Below are 17,650 nucleotides of genomic sequence, written 5' to 3'. Positions count from 1 at the left end.
GTCCGCACTGCCTCTCGCCGCACCGTCGCGATCGGTCCCGGGTGCTTAAGCTGCCGCAGCGCCGGCCTCTCGTTAGCCGGCTTCGGATCTAGCTCACCCCGCGCCTGCAGTTCCTCGCGGATCATCTTCTTGGTGATCTTGCCATAAGCAGATTTCGGCAACGCGTCCCAGAAGATGAAGCGTTTCGGCATCTTGTAACGGGACATCTTGCCGTCGATGAAAGCGAACATCTCCTCTTCGCTGGCCGAAACGCCTGGCTTGGCAACACAAATCGCATAACCGACCTCGCCCCAGAGCGGGTCCGGTACGCCGAGGACTGCCACTTCGCTGATCGCGGGATGCGTAAGAAGCTTCTCCTCGATCTCACGCGGATAGACGTTCGAACCCCCGGAAATATACATGTCGGATGCGCGCCCGGTGATGTAGAGAAAGCCTTGGTCATCCATATGGCCGAGGTCGCCGGTGCGGAACCAGCCGTTGCGGAACGCCTTTTCATTGGCCTCCGGATTGTCGTAGTAGCCGGCAAAGACTGCCGGGCCGATGACGCAGATTTCGCCGGTCTCGAAAGGCGCAACCTCCTCGCCCGCATCGTTCTGGATCGAGACCTGCATGCCGGTGCGTTCTATGCCGCAGGTGCCGATCTTCACGCCTTCGCCGTCTTCCGCCGAATGTAGCGTCGGAGGCAACACCGTGATCGCGCCGGTCACCTCGCCGAGTCCGAAATATTGCACGATGACCGGGCCGAGGCTGTTCAAGGCCCGTTTCTGGTCTTCGCGATACATGGGCGCGCCGGCATAGATGACGTAGCGCAGCGAGGAATGGTCGTATTTCTCAGCCGCCGGATGCTCGACCAGGAGCTTCAGGATCGTCGGCACGGTGAACATCGTCGAGACGCGCCACGTCTCGATCAGCGCCCAGGCAGCGTCGATATCGAATTTCTCCGTCGGCAATAGGATGGTCTTCACCCCATGCGCCACCTGCGTGAGTTGGTGCACGCCCGCACCATGAGAAAGCGGCGCGACGACCAGCGCCGCATCGGCGGAGGTCACACCCGGCATCAAATCGCAGAGATGATTGTTGATAACGAACGCCATCTGGCCATGAGTCAGCACCGCAGCCTTCGGCCTTCCAGTCGTGCCGGAGGTGAAGAAGAACCAGCAGGGATCATCCCGCTCGACGCGCGCCTCGACTGGCTTTCTCTCATAAAACTCCTCTACGATCGCATCGTAGGAGGGGCCGAAATCGGTCTCGCCGATACTGAGGACAAAGCCGATCTCAGCATTCGTTTCGCGTGTCACCCGGGCATGATGGGGAAAGGACGCGTTGCAGATCATTCCGGTCGCGCCGCTTGCCTTGGCGAGGTACGCCACTTCCTCCGGTGTCTGTCGAAAATTGGTCGGCACCCAGACTGCTCCGATCCGGAAGCAGGCGAACATGGATTCGAACATCTGGTTGCAGTTCTGCGACTGCACCAGAATGCGGTCGCCCTTGACGACCCCGAAACGCTCCTGCAGCGCCGTTGCCATTGCATCGATACGCGTCTCCAACTCCGCCCAGGTCCAGGTCTTGTCCGCCCAGACGAGTGCGACGCCTTTTGGCTCGCGGCGCATGGCCTGCGTCACAAAGCGGGCAAGGTTCATCACCCGCGTCGAGCGCGGGCTAAGCCCACCCCTCGGATCGGCCTGACCGCCGGCGGCAACCGAGGTAACCGCATTCATTTCGTCCGCTCCAGGATGGAAACATAGTTGGCGACCGCCGCGCCGCCCATGTTGAAAACGCCGGCGAGCGCCGCACCCGGTATCTGCATCTCGCCCGCCTCGCCGCAAAGCTGCATCGCCGCCATGACGTGCATGGAAACACCCGTCGCTCCAATCGGATGCCCCTTCGATTTGAGCCCACCGGACGGATTGACGGGCAGGCGGCCGTCCTTGCGGGTAATGCCTTCGCGAATGACGCGGTAACCCTCTCCGGGTTTGGCAAGCCCCATCGCCTCGTACTCAATGAGCTCGGCAATGGTAAAGCAGTCATGTGTCTCGACAAAACTGAGATCATCGAGAGAGAGGCCTGCTTCGGCGAGCGATTTTTGCCAGGCCATGCGAGCGCCCTCGAAGGCGATCGGATCGCGCCGCGACATGGCGAGGATGTCGTTCACATGGTTGCGTGCCTTGAAGGCCACCGCACGCTTCATGCCGGCGGCAACCTCCGGTGCTGCGATCACCAATGCTGCTGCTCCGTCGGACACAAGCGAGCAGTCGGTCCGGCGGAGTGGAGCCGCGACATAGGGGTTTTTGTCGGAAACCGTGTTGCAGAAATCGAAGCCAAAGTCCTTCTGCATATGAGCATAGGGATTCTTCATGCCATTGGCATGGTTCTTCGCCGCGATCATCGCAAGTTCTTCCGAGCGGTCGCCATATCGCTGGAAATAGTGGCTCGCGATGCGGCCAAAGAGCCCTGCGAAACCGCCTTCGACATCTGCCTCCTCCTCGCGGTAGGATGCTGAAAGCAGGATATCGCCTGTCTCTTTTGTCGGTAGCGCCGTCATCTTTTCAGCACCGACGACGAGCGCGATCCTGCCGCGCCCGGAAGCGATGAAATCAAGCGCCGAATAAAGCGCGGCCGAGCCCGTCGCGCAGGCGTTTTCCATGCGTACGGCTGGAACGTGATCGAGGCCGTCGGCGGCCATCGCCACCAGCGCGCCCTGGAAATCCTGCTTCGAAAAGCCGTTGTTGAAAACGCCGACAAAAATCCCGTCGATATCGCCTGCCATAATGCCGGCATGCTCCAAAGCCGGATTAATCACCTCAGCCATCAGTTCCCGGGTCGAGCCGGCCTCTGACTTGCCGAATTTCGAATGCGCCCAACCGACAATCTGTGCTCCAGACATGACCTTCTCCTTCGTTTCAAACACGCTCTGGCGTTCGGGGCCGCGCCGGTTGCCGCACGATTTGCGTCGCGGGCTTCTGCGAACTGAAGAGCGTCCGCAGCTTGCTCTGCACCCGTTCCACTTCCTGCCGCAGCAACCCGGCAAGTTCCTTCTGGCGCTCCTCACCCATGCGGCTGTCGATCGCCGCAATCGACAAAGCGCCGGCAAGCCGCCCGTCCGGCAGCAGGATCGCCATGCCGATACCCCAGGAATTGGCGATCACCCGACCCGGGTTCAATGCATAGCCAGATTCCCGCGTGCGGGCGACGTCTTCGCGTATGGTCTCCGGCGAGTATCCCGGATACTGGACCGCGATAACGCTTTCGATCCTGCTGATTATCGCCTCCACTTCCGAATCCGGCAGAGCCGCCAGCATGGCGAGCGAGCCGGCACCGATCCCAAGCGGATTCTGGTCGCCGGTCAGCAACGCGTGGGTACGTACCGGATACGTGCCCTCTTCACGATGCAGGCAGACGGCATAGTCGTCCCGGCGCATCGAGACAAAGCTCGTATCCGCAGACAGTCCGGAAAGCCGTTTCAGGCTTTCGCCTGCCATTTCCAGCAGACCATGCCGGCGTGAGGCCAGCATGCCGAGCACATAGAGTTCCCCGCCGAGATAATAACGGCGGCTAAGCTCATCCTGCTCAAGGAGGCGGGACCGCATCAACGCCATGAGAAGGCGCCGGGCAGTTGGTTTGTTGAGACCGCTGTCGGCAACGACGTCACTTAAGGCGACTCCCTTTTCTGCCCCGCGCCCGACGATGGAGAGAAGCTGTAATGCCCGCTCCACCGCCTGCGCGCCGGAACCGGAAGCGACTTCATGCCGAAGACCGGATAGGTTTTCGATCATTTTCTCCATCGACCGCTTCTCTCCCATATCGCGGCGAACACCAATCAGCTCAACGACTTGCCGATAGCCTTTTCGAGGATTGCCCAGGCTTCATCGCCGTATTTAGCCTTCCAGTCCTTGTAGAAGTTCGCGCTGCGCAGTTTCTCTTGGAAGAGAGCGCCGTCCGGCTTGTTGAACTTCATGCCCTTGCCTTCCAATTCCGCCTGGACCGTGGCGTTGAGGCCCATGACATCCTTGCGCTGCAACTCGGCAGCGGCGTTGAAATGCTTGGCAACAATATCCTGTAGGTCTTCAGGCAAGGATTGCCACGCGCGACGATTCAGCAGGATCCAGAAACCGTCCCACATATGGTTCGTCATCGAGACGTATTTCTGCACTTCGTAGAGCTTTGCCGTCGTCAGAATCGCGAGCGGGTTTTCTTGGCCGTCGACGATGCCGGTCTGCAGTGCGGTATAGGTTTCGGCGAAGTTGATGGACGCGGGCGCCGAGCCGAAGGCCGTGAACATCGAAGTCCAGAGAGGGCTCACCGGCACGCGAATCTTGAAGCCTTCGAGATCCTTCGGCGTTTCGATCGGCCCCTTGGATGAGGTGATCTGGCGGAAGCCGTTGTCCCAGATTTTTTCGAGCGTCAGCAGCCCCTTCTTTTCGATCTCGCCACGTACATACTTGCCGAGCTCTCCGTCCATGGCCGGCCAGACCTGATCGTAGCTGGGGAAAGCGAAGCCGACGCCGTTGAGCGATGCATTCGGAACGAGTGTAGAGAGGATGATCGGCGAAAGGCTGAACATTTCGACGCCGCCGGATCGAACCTGGTTCAACATGTCCGTATCAGCACCAAGCTGGCTCGACGGGAAGATATTGATCGCCATACGACCGCCGCTCTCCTCCTGGATCTTCGTGACGGCCTCCTTGGCGCGGATATTCATCGGATGGGTCAGCGCCTGGTTGTTGGCGAATTTATAAGTGAATTCGGCTGCATTGGCTGGACGCGTGCGGATCGAAAAGGTCGTGGCGAGGCCGGTCGTGGCGGCGCCTAGAAGAAGCGTTCTGCGGTTGACGTTCATGAAATCCTCCTCCGATTTCAGTTCCCGGGTTTATGATCTCACGGCCTTCAGAGGAAAACCGTCGAGAAGGTGGGCACGGCTGCGATCACCAGGAGGCCGATCATCAGTGCGCCGATATAGGGCCAGATGGCCTTCATGGCCTCATCCGGCGAAACATTGCCGATCTTGCAGGCGATATAGAAACCAATGCCGATCGGCGGGGTCATAAGGCCGATATTCATCGCCGTCACGACCACCATGGAATAATGGATATCGTTGATCCCGAGCGAGCGGGCGACCGGGAACATGATGGGCGCCATCAGCACAATCGCCGGAAGACCTTCCAGCACACAGCCGAGCACCATGAAGATCAGGATGGAAACACCCATGAATGTCATCCAGCCGCCCGGAAGTCCCCGAACGGCTTCCACCAGCTGCGCGGCAAAACCCGTCTGGGTCAGAGCCCAGGCCATGGCGGAAGCAGCGCCCAGGATCATCAGGATCGCGCCGGAAAGTGCCGCCGTTTCCACCAGCATTCCATAGAGCCGCTTTCGGCTGATACCACCGTAAAGCACCATGCCGATGATCATCGCATAGAGCACCGCTATCGTCGAAACTTCGGTCGCAGTCGCAATACCCTCGCCGACGGCGGTGCGGATCAGGAAGGGCAGGACAAGTGCCGGCGCAGCAACCATCAGTGTCTTCTTGATGACGGTAAACGGCGCCCGGCGCACGCCTTCCATGGCTTCATGTCTGGATTTCCAACGCGCCAGCACCGCAAGCACCAGCAACAGCACCATGGCGATCGCGAAACCGGAGGTGAAGAGCCCGGCAATCGAGACGCCGGCTGCGGACCCCAGCACGATCAGCACGATCGAAGGCGGCACAGTTTCCGCCATCGCAGCGCCCGTCGCCAGAAGCGCTATCATTTCCGGCGGCTTGTGGCCACGACGTTTCATTTCCGGAAAGAGCGCCGGCGCGACGGTCGCCATGTCGGATACCTTCGAGCCGGAAATACCGGAAACCAGAAAGAGCGAACCGAGCAGCACATAGGACATGCCGGCCCGCACATGGCCGAGCAATGAGGCCAGGAATTCGACGATCGCTTTGCCCATGCCCGTCGCATCGAGAATGCAGCCGAGCAGCACGAAGATCGGCACCGACAACAGGATGATACTCGACATGCCCTCGTCTATACGACCGATCATCACGAAAACCGGCACGGAGGTGGTGAATGCGAGGAAGGCCAACGTCCCGAGCCCGAAGCAGAAGGCGATCGGTACGCCGAGCACCAGGAACAGCGCCACCAACCCGACAAGGAAGATCGGGATATTCCAGTTGCCGATCTCTCTGAGACTAGGACCGATCAGCCAGAGCAGACCGGTCACGGCGGCAATGACCACGACGGAAACGGCGATCTGCCTGATGCTGGAGCCTTTGAACGCATTGGCGAGCGCCAGAACCAGCATCAGCGCCACGCCAACCGGCAGCGCGGCTGCGCGATAGCTCATCGGGATGTTGAGCGCTGCCGAGGTGATAAAGGATTCCTCGATCGCATATTCATAGGCCGGTCGCAGCATGGCACCCAGAAAAACAGCCACCAGCAGCATGGTGAAAGTACCTGCCAAAGCCTGCACCCTCTCCGGCAGCATACCGACAAAAAGCGTCAGCCTCAGATGTTCGCTGCGATCGACTGCCATCGCCGCACCCAGCATCGCAAGCCAGAGGAAGGAGATCGACGCAACCTCATCGATCCAGATAATGGGAAAGGAGAAAATGTAACGGGAAATAACGCCGGCCAGAAGCAGCGCGATGATCACGACGAGCAAAACCGCAGCAATCGCCTCGACGGGCCGCATCCAGGCGGAACCGGTCTGCTGAGGCGCGACGCCTTCGAGGCCCGCGAGCAACGACGCCTCGTCCATGGGCTCAATCGTGTTATGGGCTGCTGTCACGCGTCATCCTCCTCTGCTGCGCGCTGATCGCGCAGGCTGAAGGACTTAGCTCCGGAATGATCGCAGTCTCTGCCGCAATAGACGAATACATCCTCCCCGATGATTCGCCCCTTTCCTCCCGACGGCAGGCTCCTCCAGCCATCCGCCCTGATCCATACTATGGATCACAATCCTCTTCGGATTATGGGAGTGTGCGTAACCCATCGAATTTAGGCAAGTCCAAAAACGCCCGGGCAATGAAAAATTTGCCGAATCGATCCACATTGTGGAATGTTCAATGACCCTTAGAAGTTTACACTCCCGGAAACCGTGATATGCAACCCGCCATCAACCGGCAGCTCGATGCCGGTAATATATTTAGCTTCATCGGAAGCCAGGAAAACCGATGCCCAGGCGATGTCCCAGCCGTCTCCCTGCCGCTTCATCGGTGAAAGCGCATCTCTTTTCGCTTTCATCTCCTCAGTCGAACCATAGTAACCGCTGATCTGCTTCTGGATATGCGGCGTATCCATAACCCCCGGCAGGATGGCATTGGCTCGGATGCCCTTGGCGGCATATTCGACCGCGACCGCGCGGGTGAAATGATTGAGCGCCGCCTTCGATGCATAATATGAAACGTAGGGATATCCGGTCCACCGGATGGAAGCGAGCGACGAAATATTGATGATCGCCCCGTTTCTCTGGCGCTCCATGATCGGCAGAACTGCCTTGCAGGTGAGAAATGCGCTGGTGAGATTGACGTCCATCACCCGCCGCCAGCTCTCCTCGGTGGCCTCCGCAGCACCGCCCGGCGCATTGATGCCGACATTGTTGTGCAGCACGTCGATACGCCCGAAGCGTTCCATGGTTTTCTCGACGACGGCCGCGATGTCGGCGGATTTGGTGACATCGGCGGCCAGTGCCAGGCCCGTCCCACTCTCGGATTCGATGACGTCGAGCGTATTCTTCGCAGCATCGAGATTGACGTCGACGCAGACGACGCTGCCTCCCTCGCGGGCATAGGCGACGGCCGCAGCCTTGCCGTTCCCGAAACCCGGACCGGCCGAGCCGGCGCCGAACACGAGAACGACCTTATTCTTCATGCGATCCATAAATGCTCCTCCAGACCGCCCTCCCGGCGGTCTGAGGCAACTTACGATGAGCTCGCCATCCGGTCCATGTTCAATGACGAACAGATCATGTGCAGAAATGCAATCAGGCGGCAGCCGCAGCCGGCATCTTCAGTCCGAGGATACGCACCGCATTGTCGTGGAAAATCTTCTGCTTCACCGCCGGCGTCATTTCTATCTCGTCGAGCAGCTTCAGACAGACGGCCGGATCCCAGCAGGGATAATCGGTGCCGTACATGACGTTATCCGCGCCGAAATATTCGATCGCAAACTTCATGCCCGCCGAGTGCGGCGAGACGGTATCGGTGAACATGCGGTGCAGATAATGGCTGACAGGCTTGGGCAGGCCGGCGGTCCTGGAATTCTTGTCCATGCGGCCTGACTGATAGGGCAGCGCACCGCCCGTATGCGACATGACGATCTTGAGGCTCGGATGCCGTTCCATCATGCCGGAGAGGATGAGACGCGAGGCCGCAGCGCTCACCTCCATCACGCGGCCCAGGCTCAGATGCAACGCATCGTTATATCCCTGCAGGAAGTCGGCGAAGACCGCATCGGTCGGGTGCAGGAATATCGGCAGGCCGAGTTCTTCGACTCTGCTGTAGAAGGGCTCCAGCCGTTCGTCATCGATCATGCCTTCCTTGCCGACGCTCCCCGGCAGGTTGATGCCCATCAGTCCGAGCCGGTTAACGGCATCGTCCAGCACGTCGATCGCTACCCTGGTATCGACCAGCGGCACGGCAGCGGACGCCCAGACACGACCCGGATAGCGCCGTTGCGCCCAAGCCATTTCCTCGTTCCAGGCGAGCGCAGCATCACGCCCCTCCTCGACTGGCAGCTCGGAGAAATAGACCGATAGCGGACCGATTGAGCAGACGACGGAAATGTCGTGGCCGAGGCTATCCATATAGGCGAGCTCTTCATCGAGGTCGAACCACTCTTTCCAGCTCGCCACCGTCCCGCGCCGGCCGTTGGCACCGTGGTAGGTATAACCACCACGCGCATTCACGACGGCCTTCGGATAGCCTTCGCGCTTAAGAAGCGGCTCGAAAATCGACCGCGGCCACCAGTGGAAATGGGAATCGATGATCTTCATGACACTAACCTCAAGTTTTCAGCGGCCGCTATCGACCCGCCAGGAGTCAGTCTTGGATTCCATGAACGACAGGATCTGGGTCAGGATGACGCCGAGCAGTATGACGATGACGATCGACACCATCATCTTGGCTGTCTGCATGAGCTGACCGTAATAGGTGATTGCATAACCAAGCCCGGCATTGGCGCCGAAGAGCTCGGCCACCACAACGCCCGTCAGCGCGCGGCCAACGCCGAGGCGAAGACCGGCCATCATCACCGGCACCGAACCCGGCAACGCGACCCGCAGGAAGATGTCGAACGGTTTCGCCCCGAAGGAACGGGCGGCCTTGGCAAGGTCGCGGTCGGTATTCTTGATACCCGACAGGGTGTTGGCATAGATCGGCGTCAACGCGAAGAGAAAGGCGATCGCAATGATCGTCGGCGTGCCGTAGCCAAGCCAAGCCACGAAGAGCGGATAGAAGGCGACGGTGGGAGCTGAATATTTGAACCAGATGAAAGGTTCGAGTGCCGCCTCTACATCCGGGAACCAGCCGGCCAGCATGCCGAGCAAGATACCTGCCACGGTCGCGAGCCCCATCGACCACGCGAAGCAATAGAGCGTTGCGCTGACATTAGCGGCGACCTGACCGTCCTCGAACTGAACGATGAACTCCGCCCAAACCTGACTCGGCGTCGAGATGAAGAACGGATTGATGAACCCTCCGTCAACAGCGATCTGCCACAGGACAACGATGCCGATCATGGACAGAGTCCCGAGGAACAACGCCTGGCGGCGATAAAAGAGCTCGATCATTTCGATCTCCAGTCGCGAATCTTGTTTTCCACCGAGCGGACCATGATGGTCAGCGTGTAGCCGAAGGCGCTGACGATCAGCGCATAGACCAGCAGGCGGTCGATGCGCATAGCCTGACCGTAGAGATTGAGCTGATAGCCGATGCCGGCCTGCGACACGAAAAGCTCGCCGACGACAACGCCAAGTACGGCGCGACCAACTGCCAGCCGGATGCCCGTCAGCAGTGCCGGCAACGAACCTGGCACCAGAACGCGGGTGAAAATGTCGAACCTTGAAGCCCCGAACGAACGCGCCATACGAAGGAGCCGCGAATCGGCCTCGCTCATGCCCGCCATGGTGTTCAGCACGATTGGAAAGACTGCGCCCAGGAAAACCACGGCGATCTTCGGCGCCATGTCGATGCCGAGCCAGATGACAAGGATAGGCAGCAGCACCAGCGTCGGCGCGATATAAAGCGCCATCAGCGGCGGATCGATCAGATAACGGGCGATCTTCGATGTGCCGAGAAGCACGCCGAGCGGGATGGAGACGACGATCGCCAACGCGAAACCGGCAACGAACTCAGTCAGGCTGATGCGGGCATGATAAAGAAAACTATCGTTCCGGAAGATATCGAGCGCCGCGAAGAAAACTTCCGTTGGCCTGCTGGTGAAGCGACCGTTCACCCACCCCATGGAGGGCGCTATCTGCCACAGGATGAGGAACAGGAGAACCGCAACGAGGCCAACCACCGTCGAGCGTGACGGCCGCAAGAAGGAAAGGGAAATCTGCCGGGTTTCCGCCGGTGCGGCGGTCATTTCTGCCGATCTCATGCGACCTCCTGCACCAGTTGCATGCTGGACATATCCTCCGCAAGATGGGCACGCAGCCGCCTGCGGAGATTGTTGAAGTCCTCGCTGTCGAGCACGGCCTCATCGCGCGGACGTGGCAGATCCACCTTGATGACTTCCTTGATATGTCCGGGGTTGCGGCCCATCACCACGATCTTGTCGGCAAGGAAGATCGCCTCGTCGATATCGTGGGTGACGAACAGCGCCGTCTTCTTGTCCCGCTCCCAGATGCGCAGGAGTTCGGTGCCCATGATCTCGCGGGTCTGAGCGTCGAGCGCCCCGAACGGCTCGTCCATAAGAAGAACTTCAGGATCGACGGCAAGCGCGCGAGCGATGTTGACACGTTGGCGCATGCCCCCGGAAAGCTGGTGCGGATGATAGTCGGAGAAACGACCGAGACCGACGAGGCGGATCATCTGCATGGCCCGTTCGTTCAGATCTCCGCCATTCCAGCGCTGCATCTCGAGCCCGAACTTGACATTGCCGCGGACCGAACGCCAGGGCAGAAGTGACGCTTCCTGAAACACAACGGCACGATCGGGGCCAGGCCCGATAACCTCCTTGCTGTCGATCCGGATCGAACCGCGCGACAGATTCACAAGCCCGGCGACCGCCATCAGGAGCGTGCTCTTGCCGCAACCACTGGAGCCGACGATGGTGACAAATTCGCCCCTCTCGATCGACAGCGCTACGCCATCGACCGCGGAAAACACCTCGTTGCTTTTTGGTTTCCGGTAATCGATCCCGAGATCGCGGATTTCAATCTGCGCCACTTCCTGCCTCCTCATGGAGCAGGCTTTCGCCTGCCCTTGCCATACTATCATACAAAAAGACCTACGGCTTCCATTCGTTGTAGGTGTCGTGGAATGTCCCGACCCAGTATTTCTCAACCGGCATGGGCTCCTTGTAGGTGCCGTTCATGATGCCGATGTCCCAGAAGGTCTTCATGCCGGCCTCGCTCGGCATACGGCCGTCTTCGAAGATCTCATCGATGAAATCGTCATAGCCGCGGTTCAGATACTTCTCTTCAAGTCCGAGCTTGGAAGCCAGAAGCTTGACCGACTCGTCCTTATTCGCTTTCGCCCAGCGGACCGCCTTGGCAAAGCCACGCAGCACGGCCTTGATGGCGTTCGGATCGTTCTTGATGAAGTCCTCGCGCGCATAGAAGACGTGGAAAGGGAAGTCCGGCGCGATCGACTTCTGCTGCAGAACCAGGTTGAAACCGCGATCCGCCGCCATGAACTTTTCCGGCGTCGCAAAGATATTGACTTCGAGCTGACCAGCTTCCATCGCGGCAAGGCGTGGAACCGAGCCGCCCCCCTGCACAATCTGCACGTCCGTCTTCGGATTGATGCCCTTGGTCGAAAGCGCATAACGGGTCAGAAAGTCAGTTGAGGAACCGAAGGTCGAGATGCCGAAACGCTTGCCCTTGGCTTCCTCGAGCGTCTTGATCGACGGCACGGCATACCAATCGAAGACTGCCATGTTGAAGCCGCCATAAAAGACCTTCACGCCCTGGCCAGTCTCGACGCCGACCAGCGCTTCGGAAAAGGCGCCGACGCCGATATCCACCGCACCGGCGACCATGCCGCGCACCAGTTCCGTTCCACCCTTGAAGGCGACAACCCTTACGTTGACACCCTCTTCCGTGAAGAAGCCCTTGGCATCGCCGACGTAGATCGGCAGCAATGTCGAAGTGTTGAGCGGCAAGCCGATCGTGATGTCCTTTTTCTCGATCGCCTGGGCGCTTGCCCCGCTCCAGGACAGCGCGGTCAGAGCCGCCGCCGTCGCTACAATTTTCAGGAATTTCAGCATTCTCTCCTCCTTGTTCGATGCCGGTACTCCTCCACGGCATCTGTTATGTTTGAACTCTTGGCCCTAAGCGGCCTCGCTTTTCGAAGCCGGGCTATCGGTCAGGCTCCGCATCAGGCCGCGCGTTTCGGCGACCGCCGATGGGTCGGCGCCTGTAAACGCCATCTCGATCCGCTGCAATGCGTGGGCAACGGCCGGCTGCAGGCTTTCAATCTTGCGATCGAGCACGGCCTGCGCATCCTCGTTGAAATTCTGCGGCCAGACGGCTTCGCGTGTCTGCCCCTTCTCCGAGACGACAACTCGCGCCGGCCAGCCTTCAGCGGTGAGGCTTTCATCGGCGGAAACCGTAACCCGTTTTGCGAAATCCAAAACATCCGTGCCGAACGCCCGGCTGCGATCGACATCCATCTGGCGGGCGGGCTCGAAAGCTGCGATACCGAGCTGGAGGCCAAGGTGAGCGATGGTCGAAAGGCGATCCTCGGCCGCAAGCGGCCGGCTGACAACCGGCACGGCGACGGGCGGCAGATAGACCTGCACGCTTTCGATATCAATGGGATCGGCACCTTTCTGCAGAAGGGTCGAAAATGCCTGAATGGCATTGATGCCCTGACGGGCGGAGACGAACGGCTTTGCGACGACCTTTGCGATCACGGCCGAATTGATATGGGCTGCCTCAAGCGGGACCGCCGAAGCCGCCTGCCCCTTCATCCAGCAGGGAGAAAGGAGATCGAGATCACCCTTGATGTCGGCTTTGGCAGCGAGCGCCGCACGAATACCCTTCAGCACCGCCTCGCCGATCACCAGCCAGCGCGCAGACGGCATGCCAGAGGGGCGCCCATTGCGGCCTGAACTGCCGGCCACCGAAAGCACCAACGCCTGCGCGATCTGCTCATCGGAAAGACCCATCGCGATTGCCGCACTGACGGCGGCGACAGCCGGCGCGGCAAACAGGCCAGGCCATGTTTCCGGCAGGGCCGCGACACCGCCGACCGCTTCCGACAGTGCGACACCGATCGCATGGCCTGCCGCAACAGCCTTCACATAGGTCGGAATATCCTGCGCAAAACTCAGCGCCGCCGGCACTGCCATCGCATCCGGCGTAGCGCAGGAAGGAACATGGATCGCATCCCATTCCGTGAAACGGATAACCGCCGACGCGCCCGCAGCAGAGGAGACTGCGTCGCCCGCACCGGTTTCGCGATAGAAGGCGAGAAGTGAGGAACCTTCCCTCGAACCGGCGCCGGCCGCCAGACATGCGAGCGCGTCGACGGTATGCAGGCTCACGAGATCACGGAGCTTCTGGTCCCCGCCATCGATCACCGAAAGAATGGAAACGAGATCACGTGCGTTCATTCGGCTGCCTCTCGTCGCCATGTATCACCAATCCCGACCGGCCGTGCGGCAACGATCGTCTCGCCGCCCTGGGTAAAGGCCGTCGTCAGGATGCCGTAGGGCACCGGTGCGGCGAGCGGCTTCTCGGCGTCTGCGACGATCTTGAGCGGCCGCGTGCCATAGGGCGCTTCGAGATGCCAGTCGATGAGCTTGGCCCCATCAGGCAGATAGAAAGCCGAAATCGAGCCATCGGCCGGATGGATGGGAGAAGCGTGGTCCAGCTCCACGCTCACGGAGGCAAGGCGCGACGCGATTTCGGAAACAGCTGAGAAGGTTTCTATGCGGCGGACCCAGACGCCGTTATAGGCGACCGAAAGGCGCGCCGCGAAGGTGCGGCCGAGTGCCGCCTTGCCAGTGCGGATGAAGCAGCGATCCTTCGAAAGATCGGGCGCGACAGCCACATAACATTCCTCGGCGCCGGCTAGACGCACCGCCCGTTCGACGGGACCGGTGAAATCGCCGGCAAATTTCGAAGTTGCATCACCGGCCTTGAAGGCCTCGCGGGCGATCCCATCCGTCAGGCGCACGAGATTGAGTTCCGCCCCATCGACCTGACCACGCACTTTGGTGAATAGGTCGGTCGCATCGGAAAGCTCGACCGGCAGGACCGAGTCAATCTCTTCCACAACACCGCCCGGCATGCGGTCCAGTTCGACCACGCCGAGGCGTTTGGCGCCCACCTTGGCCAGCCGCTCGCCGGCGAGCTTGCCCGGGAATGGCGAGTGCGCCACTTCGAATGTCGGAGCGACAGATTTCACCCATTCGCCGACGCGCTTCGAAAGCGCCGTCAGGAAGATCGGCAGGCCTTCGCGCAGCACCAGAACCAGCCCGTCCGACCAGTAGGGCGTGAAGCCGGAAACCCAGGTAACGCCAGCCGAACGCACATGGTTGGTGTAGATCAGGACGCCATCCAGGCCGGCTGCGATGATCGCCTGTTGCAGGCGAACCTGCCGCGCCTTCACGTCGGAAAACGAGAGTTCGCCTTCGCGCCAGAGGATCAGGCCATGTCTCATGCCGCAACCCTCCTCGCATCGACCGAGAACAGCTGGCGCGGCGTCGTCGTCAGAATTTCCGGCCCATCGGCGCGGACGATCAGCGAGTCGCCATGCACGAAATAGCCGATCTCGGGGTTGTAAGTGTTCGGGTGCACGATCAACGACATGCCTTCCTCGATCACCGTATTCACGTCTTCGAGGATATGCGGTTTGGTATCCGGGAAGAGGCCGAGACCGTGACCACGCACGCGGGTATATTCGCTGGTCACATATTCGCCCAAACCGTGGGCGCGAAAAATGTCGTTTTCAGCGCGGGCGATATCGGCGGCGGTGACGCCCGGCCTTACCACTGCAAGCCCGGCTTCGAGCGCGTCGTTATAGATGCCGAAGACCTTGCGCTGCGCCTCGTTCGGCTCGCCGACCACAAGCGTGCGGCAGATCTGCACGTAGTAACCGTTGACGCAAGGGGTAAGCTCGGTCGTTACCAGATCGCCCGACTTCAGCACCTTGCCGAGCGGCGGTGCCATACCGCGCACTTCCGGACCACCGACGCCGATGATCATGAAATTGTCGTCGACACCTTCGTTGCGGAAGAAGGATTCGATCTCCGCTATCAACTCGTAATCCTTCTTGCCAACGGCAGCGGCATTGCGAAACACTGCATAACCTTCGTCAGCCAGCCGTGCGGCGCTGCGCACCGCATTCAACTCGTCGATGGATTTCACCATCAGCAGCCGGTCGAGCAGTGCCGTCGCGTCCTCGAAGCACAGGTCGCCGCGCCGGGCGGCAAGTCCGTAAGGCAGATGACGCTTCGGACCGGCGGCGATGCGGCTGTTGCCCAGCCGGGCGACGACGTCCGATACGGTGCCGATCAGATCGTTGGCAATCGAGGTCTTCACCTCCGGGCATTCGACCGCAGCACGCTCGCCTTCCAGCTCGTCGTCGAGATAGAGGGTCACGTCGCCATCGCGGGTGACGACCGCCAGCCCCTCGCCCTCCAGAATGCCGAAATCGGCGGCATAACGCAGGTAGTCGTTCTGCCAGGCATTGCCGTAGAGCACGAGGCCGTCCAGCCCCGCATCCTCCATCGCCTCGATCAACCGTCTCTTGCGGATTTCGCCGATCATCGTCACGCTCCTCAACCGTTTACCGCGATGCGGCGCGGTTGGGCGGGTTCGTCGTAGCCATAGTCGCGGACCGCCGCTTCCGGCGAGACGCGGCCGTTGGCGAGATCCTCTTCCAGATCAGAGCGAGAACGGTTGCGCGGATCGCCATAGCCGCCGCCGCCGGCCGTGAGGAAGGTGATGCGGTCGCCCGGCTTGAACTGTACGTCGGTCGCCTTGTGAACCTTCTGCTGCGTGCCGTCGGCCCGGTCGATGATCGCGAGGCTGATCTCGCCAGCTTTGCCGCCATGCAGGCCCCAGGGCGGGGTGACGGTGCGGTCGAAGTTGATATTGCCGCGGCAGGCGCGCAGGCAGCGGTAGGTCAGCTCGATGCCCAGACCGCCGCGATGTTCGCCGGCGCCGCCGGAATCCGGCCTCAGCGCATGCTTTTCGATGATAAAGGGATACTTGATCTCCTGCAATTCGACCGGCGTGTTGCGCACGTCGCCTTGGCAGACGGAAACCGCCGCGGACTCGCCGTCCTCATGAGGGCGGCCGCCCCAGCCGCCGCCGAAGATGTTCATCAGCAGGAAGCGCGAACCGTCGTCGTAGAAGCCGAAGAACGAGCAGCCTCCCATGTCGCCCTTGTGGGCGGCCGGGATGAGCTCCGGCACGGCCGGCGCAAGCGCCTTGAGGATCGTGTCGATGACGGTCGGCAGCGCGATGCTCCACTGGCCGAGCGCCGCCGGCGGACGGGCTGACAGGATCGTGCCGTCCGGCAGATCGACGTTCAGCGCCCGGAAGCAGCCCTCGTTGACGTCGAGTTCCGGCGAAGTCAGGGCCTTGAAGGCGACACGGGCCGCGGCGATGCCGCCCGAACGGCCGGAATTCAGCGGGCCGTTGACCTGCGGATGCATGCCGTGGAAATCGACGGTGATGGTCGAGCCCGAAACGATCACCTTGACGGCGATCTTCAGCGGCGTCGAAAGATCGCGGCCGTCATTGTCGAGATAGCTTTCAGCCGAATAGGTGCCGTCCGGAATGCGCTCGACAACCTGGCGGACCGCCTTGTCGGCATGATCCCAGATCGTTTCGACGCAGCTTTCCACCACAGCGCGGCCGTAACGGGCGACGAGTTCGGAGAAACGCTTTGCACCGATCTGGCAGGACGCGATCTGGGCGCGCAGGTCGCCGAGGCTCGCATCCGGATAACGGATATTGTCCTGGATGATCTGGTAGAGCGTATCGTTCAGTTCGCCGGCCTTGTAGATCTTCAGCGAGCGCATCTGCAGGCCCTCGGAGAAAATATCCGTCGTCGCGTTTGAGCCGAAACCCTGGCGGCCGCCGCCGATATCCACCCAATGCGCGCGGTTGGCGGCAAAGCCGATCAGTTCGCCGTCATGGAAGCAGGGTGCATAGACAACGACGTTGTTCAGGTGCTGGCCGCAGATATGGCCGTGGTTCATGACGAGGACGTCGCCCTGGTCAAAACCCTGAAGGCCGTACTTTTTAATGCCATCCTCGACCGCGATCCCGAGGTCGGCGAGGAAGATCGGCAGGCCACCGCGGTTCTGCGAGATCATCCGGCCGGTCGTGTCGATGAGGCCGCAGCAATAGTCGCGGACCTCATAGATCATCATGTTGTAGGCGGACTTGCAGAGCGCCTCGGCCATTTCATCGGCATAGGCAACGATGGCATTGCGGACGACTTCAACGGTGATCGGATCGTTCTTCTTGAAAGTCATAT

14 protein-coding genes and 1 pseudogene are annotated in these 17,650 nt (G+C 60.7%); all 15 read right to left on the bottom strand.

What is annotated here, in order from left to right:
- Positions 1 to 89: 89 nt before the first annotated feature.
- A pseudogene (locus J2046_RS23920) lies at positions 90 to 1,718 on the bottom strand (acyl-CoA synthetase); the annotation flags it as partial.
- On the bottom strand, positions 1,715 to 2,884 hold the full coding sequence (locus J2046_RS23915) for an acetyl-CoA acetyltransferase (protein ID WP_210056157.1): 1,170 nt from the start codon (positions 2,882 to 2,884) through the stop codon (positions 1,715 to 1,717). The gene J2046_RS23915 and the pseudogene J2046_RS23920, both read right to left, overlap by 4 nt.
- Before the next feature lie 16 nt (positions 2,885 to 2,900).
- Entirely contained in the window at positions 2,901 to 3,782 is an 882-nt protein-coding gene (locus tag J2046_RS23910; RefSeq protein ID WP_233470233.1) for an IclR family transcriptional regulator, read from the bottom strand.
- Between the two features lie 35 nt (positions 3,783 to 3,817).
- Positions 3,818 to 4,837, bottom strand: coding sequence for a TRAP transporter substrate-binding protein (locus tag J2046_RS23905; RefSeq protein WP_210056156.1), 1,020 nt, complete (start codon positions 4,835 to 4,837; stop codon positions 3,818 to 3,820).
- A gap of 47 nt (positions 4,838 to 4,884) precedes the next feature.
- On the bottom strand, positions 4,885 to 6,741 hold the full coding sequence (locus J2046_RS23900; protein ID WP_210056255.1) for a TRAP transporter large permease: 1,857 nt from the start codon (positions 6,739 to 6,741) through the stop codon (positions 4,885 to 4,887).
- A 314-nt stretch (positions 6,742 to 7,055) separates the two neighbouring features.
- The gene (locus tag J2046_RS23895; protein ID WP_210056154.1) at positions 7,056 to 7,862 is read right to left on the bottom strand and encodes an SDR family NAD(P)-dependent oxidoreductase; all 807 of its coding nucleotides are present in this window, start codon (positions 7,860 to 7,862) and stop codon (positions 7,056 to 7,058) included.
- 103 nt (positions 7,863 to 7,965) lie between these two features.
- Complete coding sequence (locus tag J2046_RS23890) at positions 7,966 to 8,976, bottom strand: amidohydrolase family protein (protein ID WP_210056152.1); 1,011 nt, start codon at positions 8,974 to 8,976, stop codon at positions 7,966 to 7,968.
- An 18-nt stretch (positions 8,977 to 8,994) separates the two neighbouring features.
- Complete coding sequence (locus tag J2046_RS23885) at positions 8,995 to 9,771, bottom strand: ABC transporter permease (RefSeq protein ID WP_210056150.1); 777 nt, start codon at positions 9,769 to 9,771, stop codon at positions 8,995 to 8,997.
- Entirely contained in the window at positions 9,768 to 10,583 is an 816-nt protein-coding gene (locus tag J2046_RS23880) for an ABC transporter permease (protein ID WP_210056148.1), read from the bottom strand. Before J2046_RS23880 ends, J2046_RS23885 begins: the two co-directional genes overlap by 4 nt.
- A complete protein-coding gene (locus tag J2046_RS23875) occupies positions 10,580 to 11,374 on the bottom strand; it encodes an ABC transporter ATP-binding protein (protein WP_210056146.1) in 795 nt (264 codons plus the stop codon). The genes J2046_RS23880 and J2046_RS23875 overlap by 4 nt, the downstream gene beginning before the upstream one ends.
- A 61-nt stretch (positions 11,375 to 11,435) precedes the next feature.
- Entirely contained in the window at positions 11,436 to 12,416 is a 981-nt protein-coding gene (locus J2046_RS23870; RefSeq protein ID WP_210056144.1) for an ABC transporter substrate-binding protein, read from the bottom strand.
- Positions 12,417 to 12,479: 63 nt separating this feature from the next.
- Positions 12,480 to 13,766: an MmgE/PrpD family protein gene (locus J2046_RS23865; protein ID WP_210056143.1), complete on the bottom strand. Its 1,287-nt coding sequence runs from the start codon at positions 13,764 to 13,766 to the stop codon at positions 12,480 to 12,482.
- Positions 13,763 to 14,818, bottom strand: coding sequence for an aminopeptidase P family N-terminal domain-containing protein (locus J2046_RS23860; RefSeq protein WP_210056142.1), 1,056 nt, complete (start codon positions 14,816 to 14,818; stop codon positions 13,763 to 13,765). The genes J2046_RS23865 and J2046_RS23860 overlap by 4 nt, the downstream gene beginning before the upstream one ends.
- A complete protein-coding gene (locus tag J2046_RS23855; protein WP_210056141.1) occupies positions 14,815 to 15,927 on the bottom strand; it encodes a M24 family metallopeptidase in 1,113 nt (370 codons plus the stop codon). The genes J2046_RS23860 and J2046_RS23855 overlap by 4 nt, the downstream gene beginning before the upstream one ends.
- An 11-nt stretch (positions 15,928 to 15,938) precedes the next feature.
- Complete coding sequence (locus J2046_RS23850) at positions 15,939 to 17,648, bottom strand: hydantoinase B/oxoprolinase family protein (protein WP_210056140.1); 1,710 nt, start codon at positions 17,646 to 17,648, stop codon at positions 15,939 to 15,941.
- Positions 17,649 to 17,650 lie beyond the last annotated feature (2 nt).

The organism is Neorhizobium petrolearium (genome assembly GCF_017873175.1).
In the GTDB taxonomy this organism is placed as follows: domain Bacteria; phylum Pseudomonadota; class Alphaproteobacteria; order Rhizobiales; family Rhizobiaceae; genus Neorhizobium; species Neorhizobium petrolearium.
Note: the sequence above shows the minus strand (reverse complement) of the source record. Positions and strands in the feature narration are given on the sequence as shown.

Bases quoted from the DNA above. Each gene is read 5' to 3' on its own strand.
- J2046_RS23880 (WP_210056148.1), bottom strand. From the start codon at position 10,583: ATGAGATCGGCAGAAATGACCGCCGCACCGGCGGAAACCCGGCAGATT.
- J2046_RS23895 (WP_210056154.1), bottom strand. From the start codon at position 7,862: ATGGATCGCATGAAGAATAAGGTCGTTCTCGTGTTCGGCGCCGGCTCG.
- J2046_RS23865 (WP_210056143.1), bottom strand. From the start codon at position 13,766: ATGAACGCACGTGATCTCGTTTCCATTCTTTCGGTGATCGATGGCGGG.
- J2046_RS23900 (WP_210056255.1), bottom strand. From the start codon at position 6,741: ATGGACGAGGCGTCGTTGCTCGCGGGCCTCGAAGGCGTCGCGCCTCAG.
- J2046_RS23855 (WP_210056141.1), bottom strand. From the start codon at position 15,927: ATGATCGGCGAAATCCGCAAGAGACGGTTGATCGAGGCGATGGAGGAT.
- J2046_RS23850 (WP_210056140.1), bottom strand. From the start codon at position 17,648: ATGACTTTCAAGAAGAACGATCCGATCACCGTTGAAGTCGTCCGCAAT.
- J2046_RS23870 (WP_210056144.1), bottom strand. From the start codon at position 12,416: ATGCTGAAATTCCTGAAAATTGTAGCGACGGCGGCGGCTCTGACCGCG.
- J2046_RS23860 (WP_210056142.1), bottom strand. From the start codon at position 14,818: ATGAGACATGGCCTGATCCTCTGGCGCGAAGGCGAACTCTCGTTTTCC.
- J2046_RS23890 (WP_210056152.1), bottom strand. From the start codon at position 8,976: ATGAAGATCATCGATTCCCATTTCCACTGGTGGCCGCGGTCGATTTTC.
- J2046_RS23905 (WP_210056156.1), bottom strand. From the start codon at position 4,837: ATGAACGTCAACCGCAGAACGCTTCTTCTAGGCGCCGCCACGACCGGC.
- J2046_RS23915 (WP_210056157.1), bottom strand. From the start codon at position 2,884: ATGTCTGGAGCACAGATTGTCGGTTGGGCGCATTCGAAATTCGGCAAG.
- J2046_RS23910 (WP_233470233.1), bottom strand. From the start codon at position 3,782: ATGGAGAAAATGATCGAAAACCTATCCGGTCTTCGGCATGAAGTCGCT.
- J2046_RS23885 (WP_210056150.1), bottom strand. From the start codon at position 9,771: ATGATCGAGCTCTTTTATCGCCGCCAGGCGTTGTTCCTCGGGACTCTG.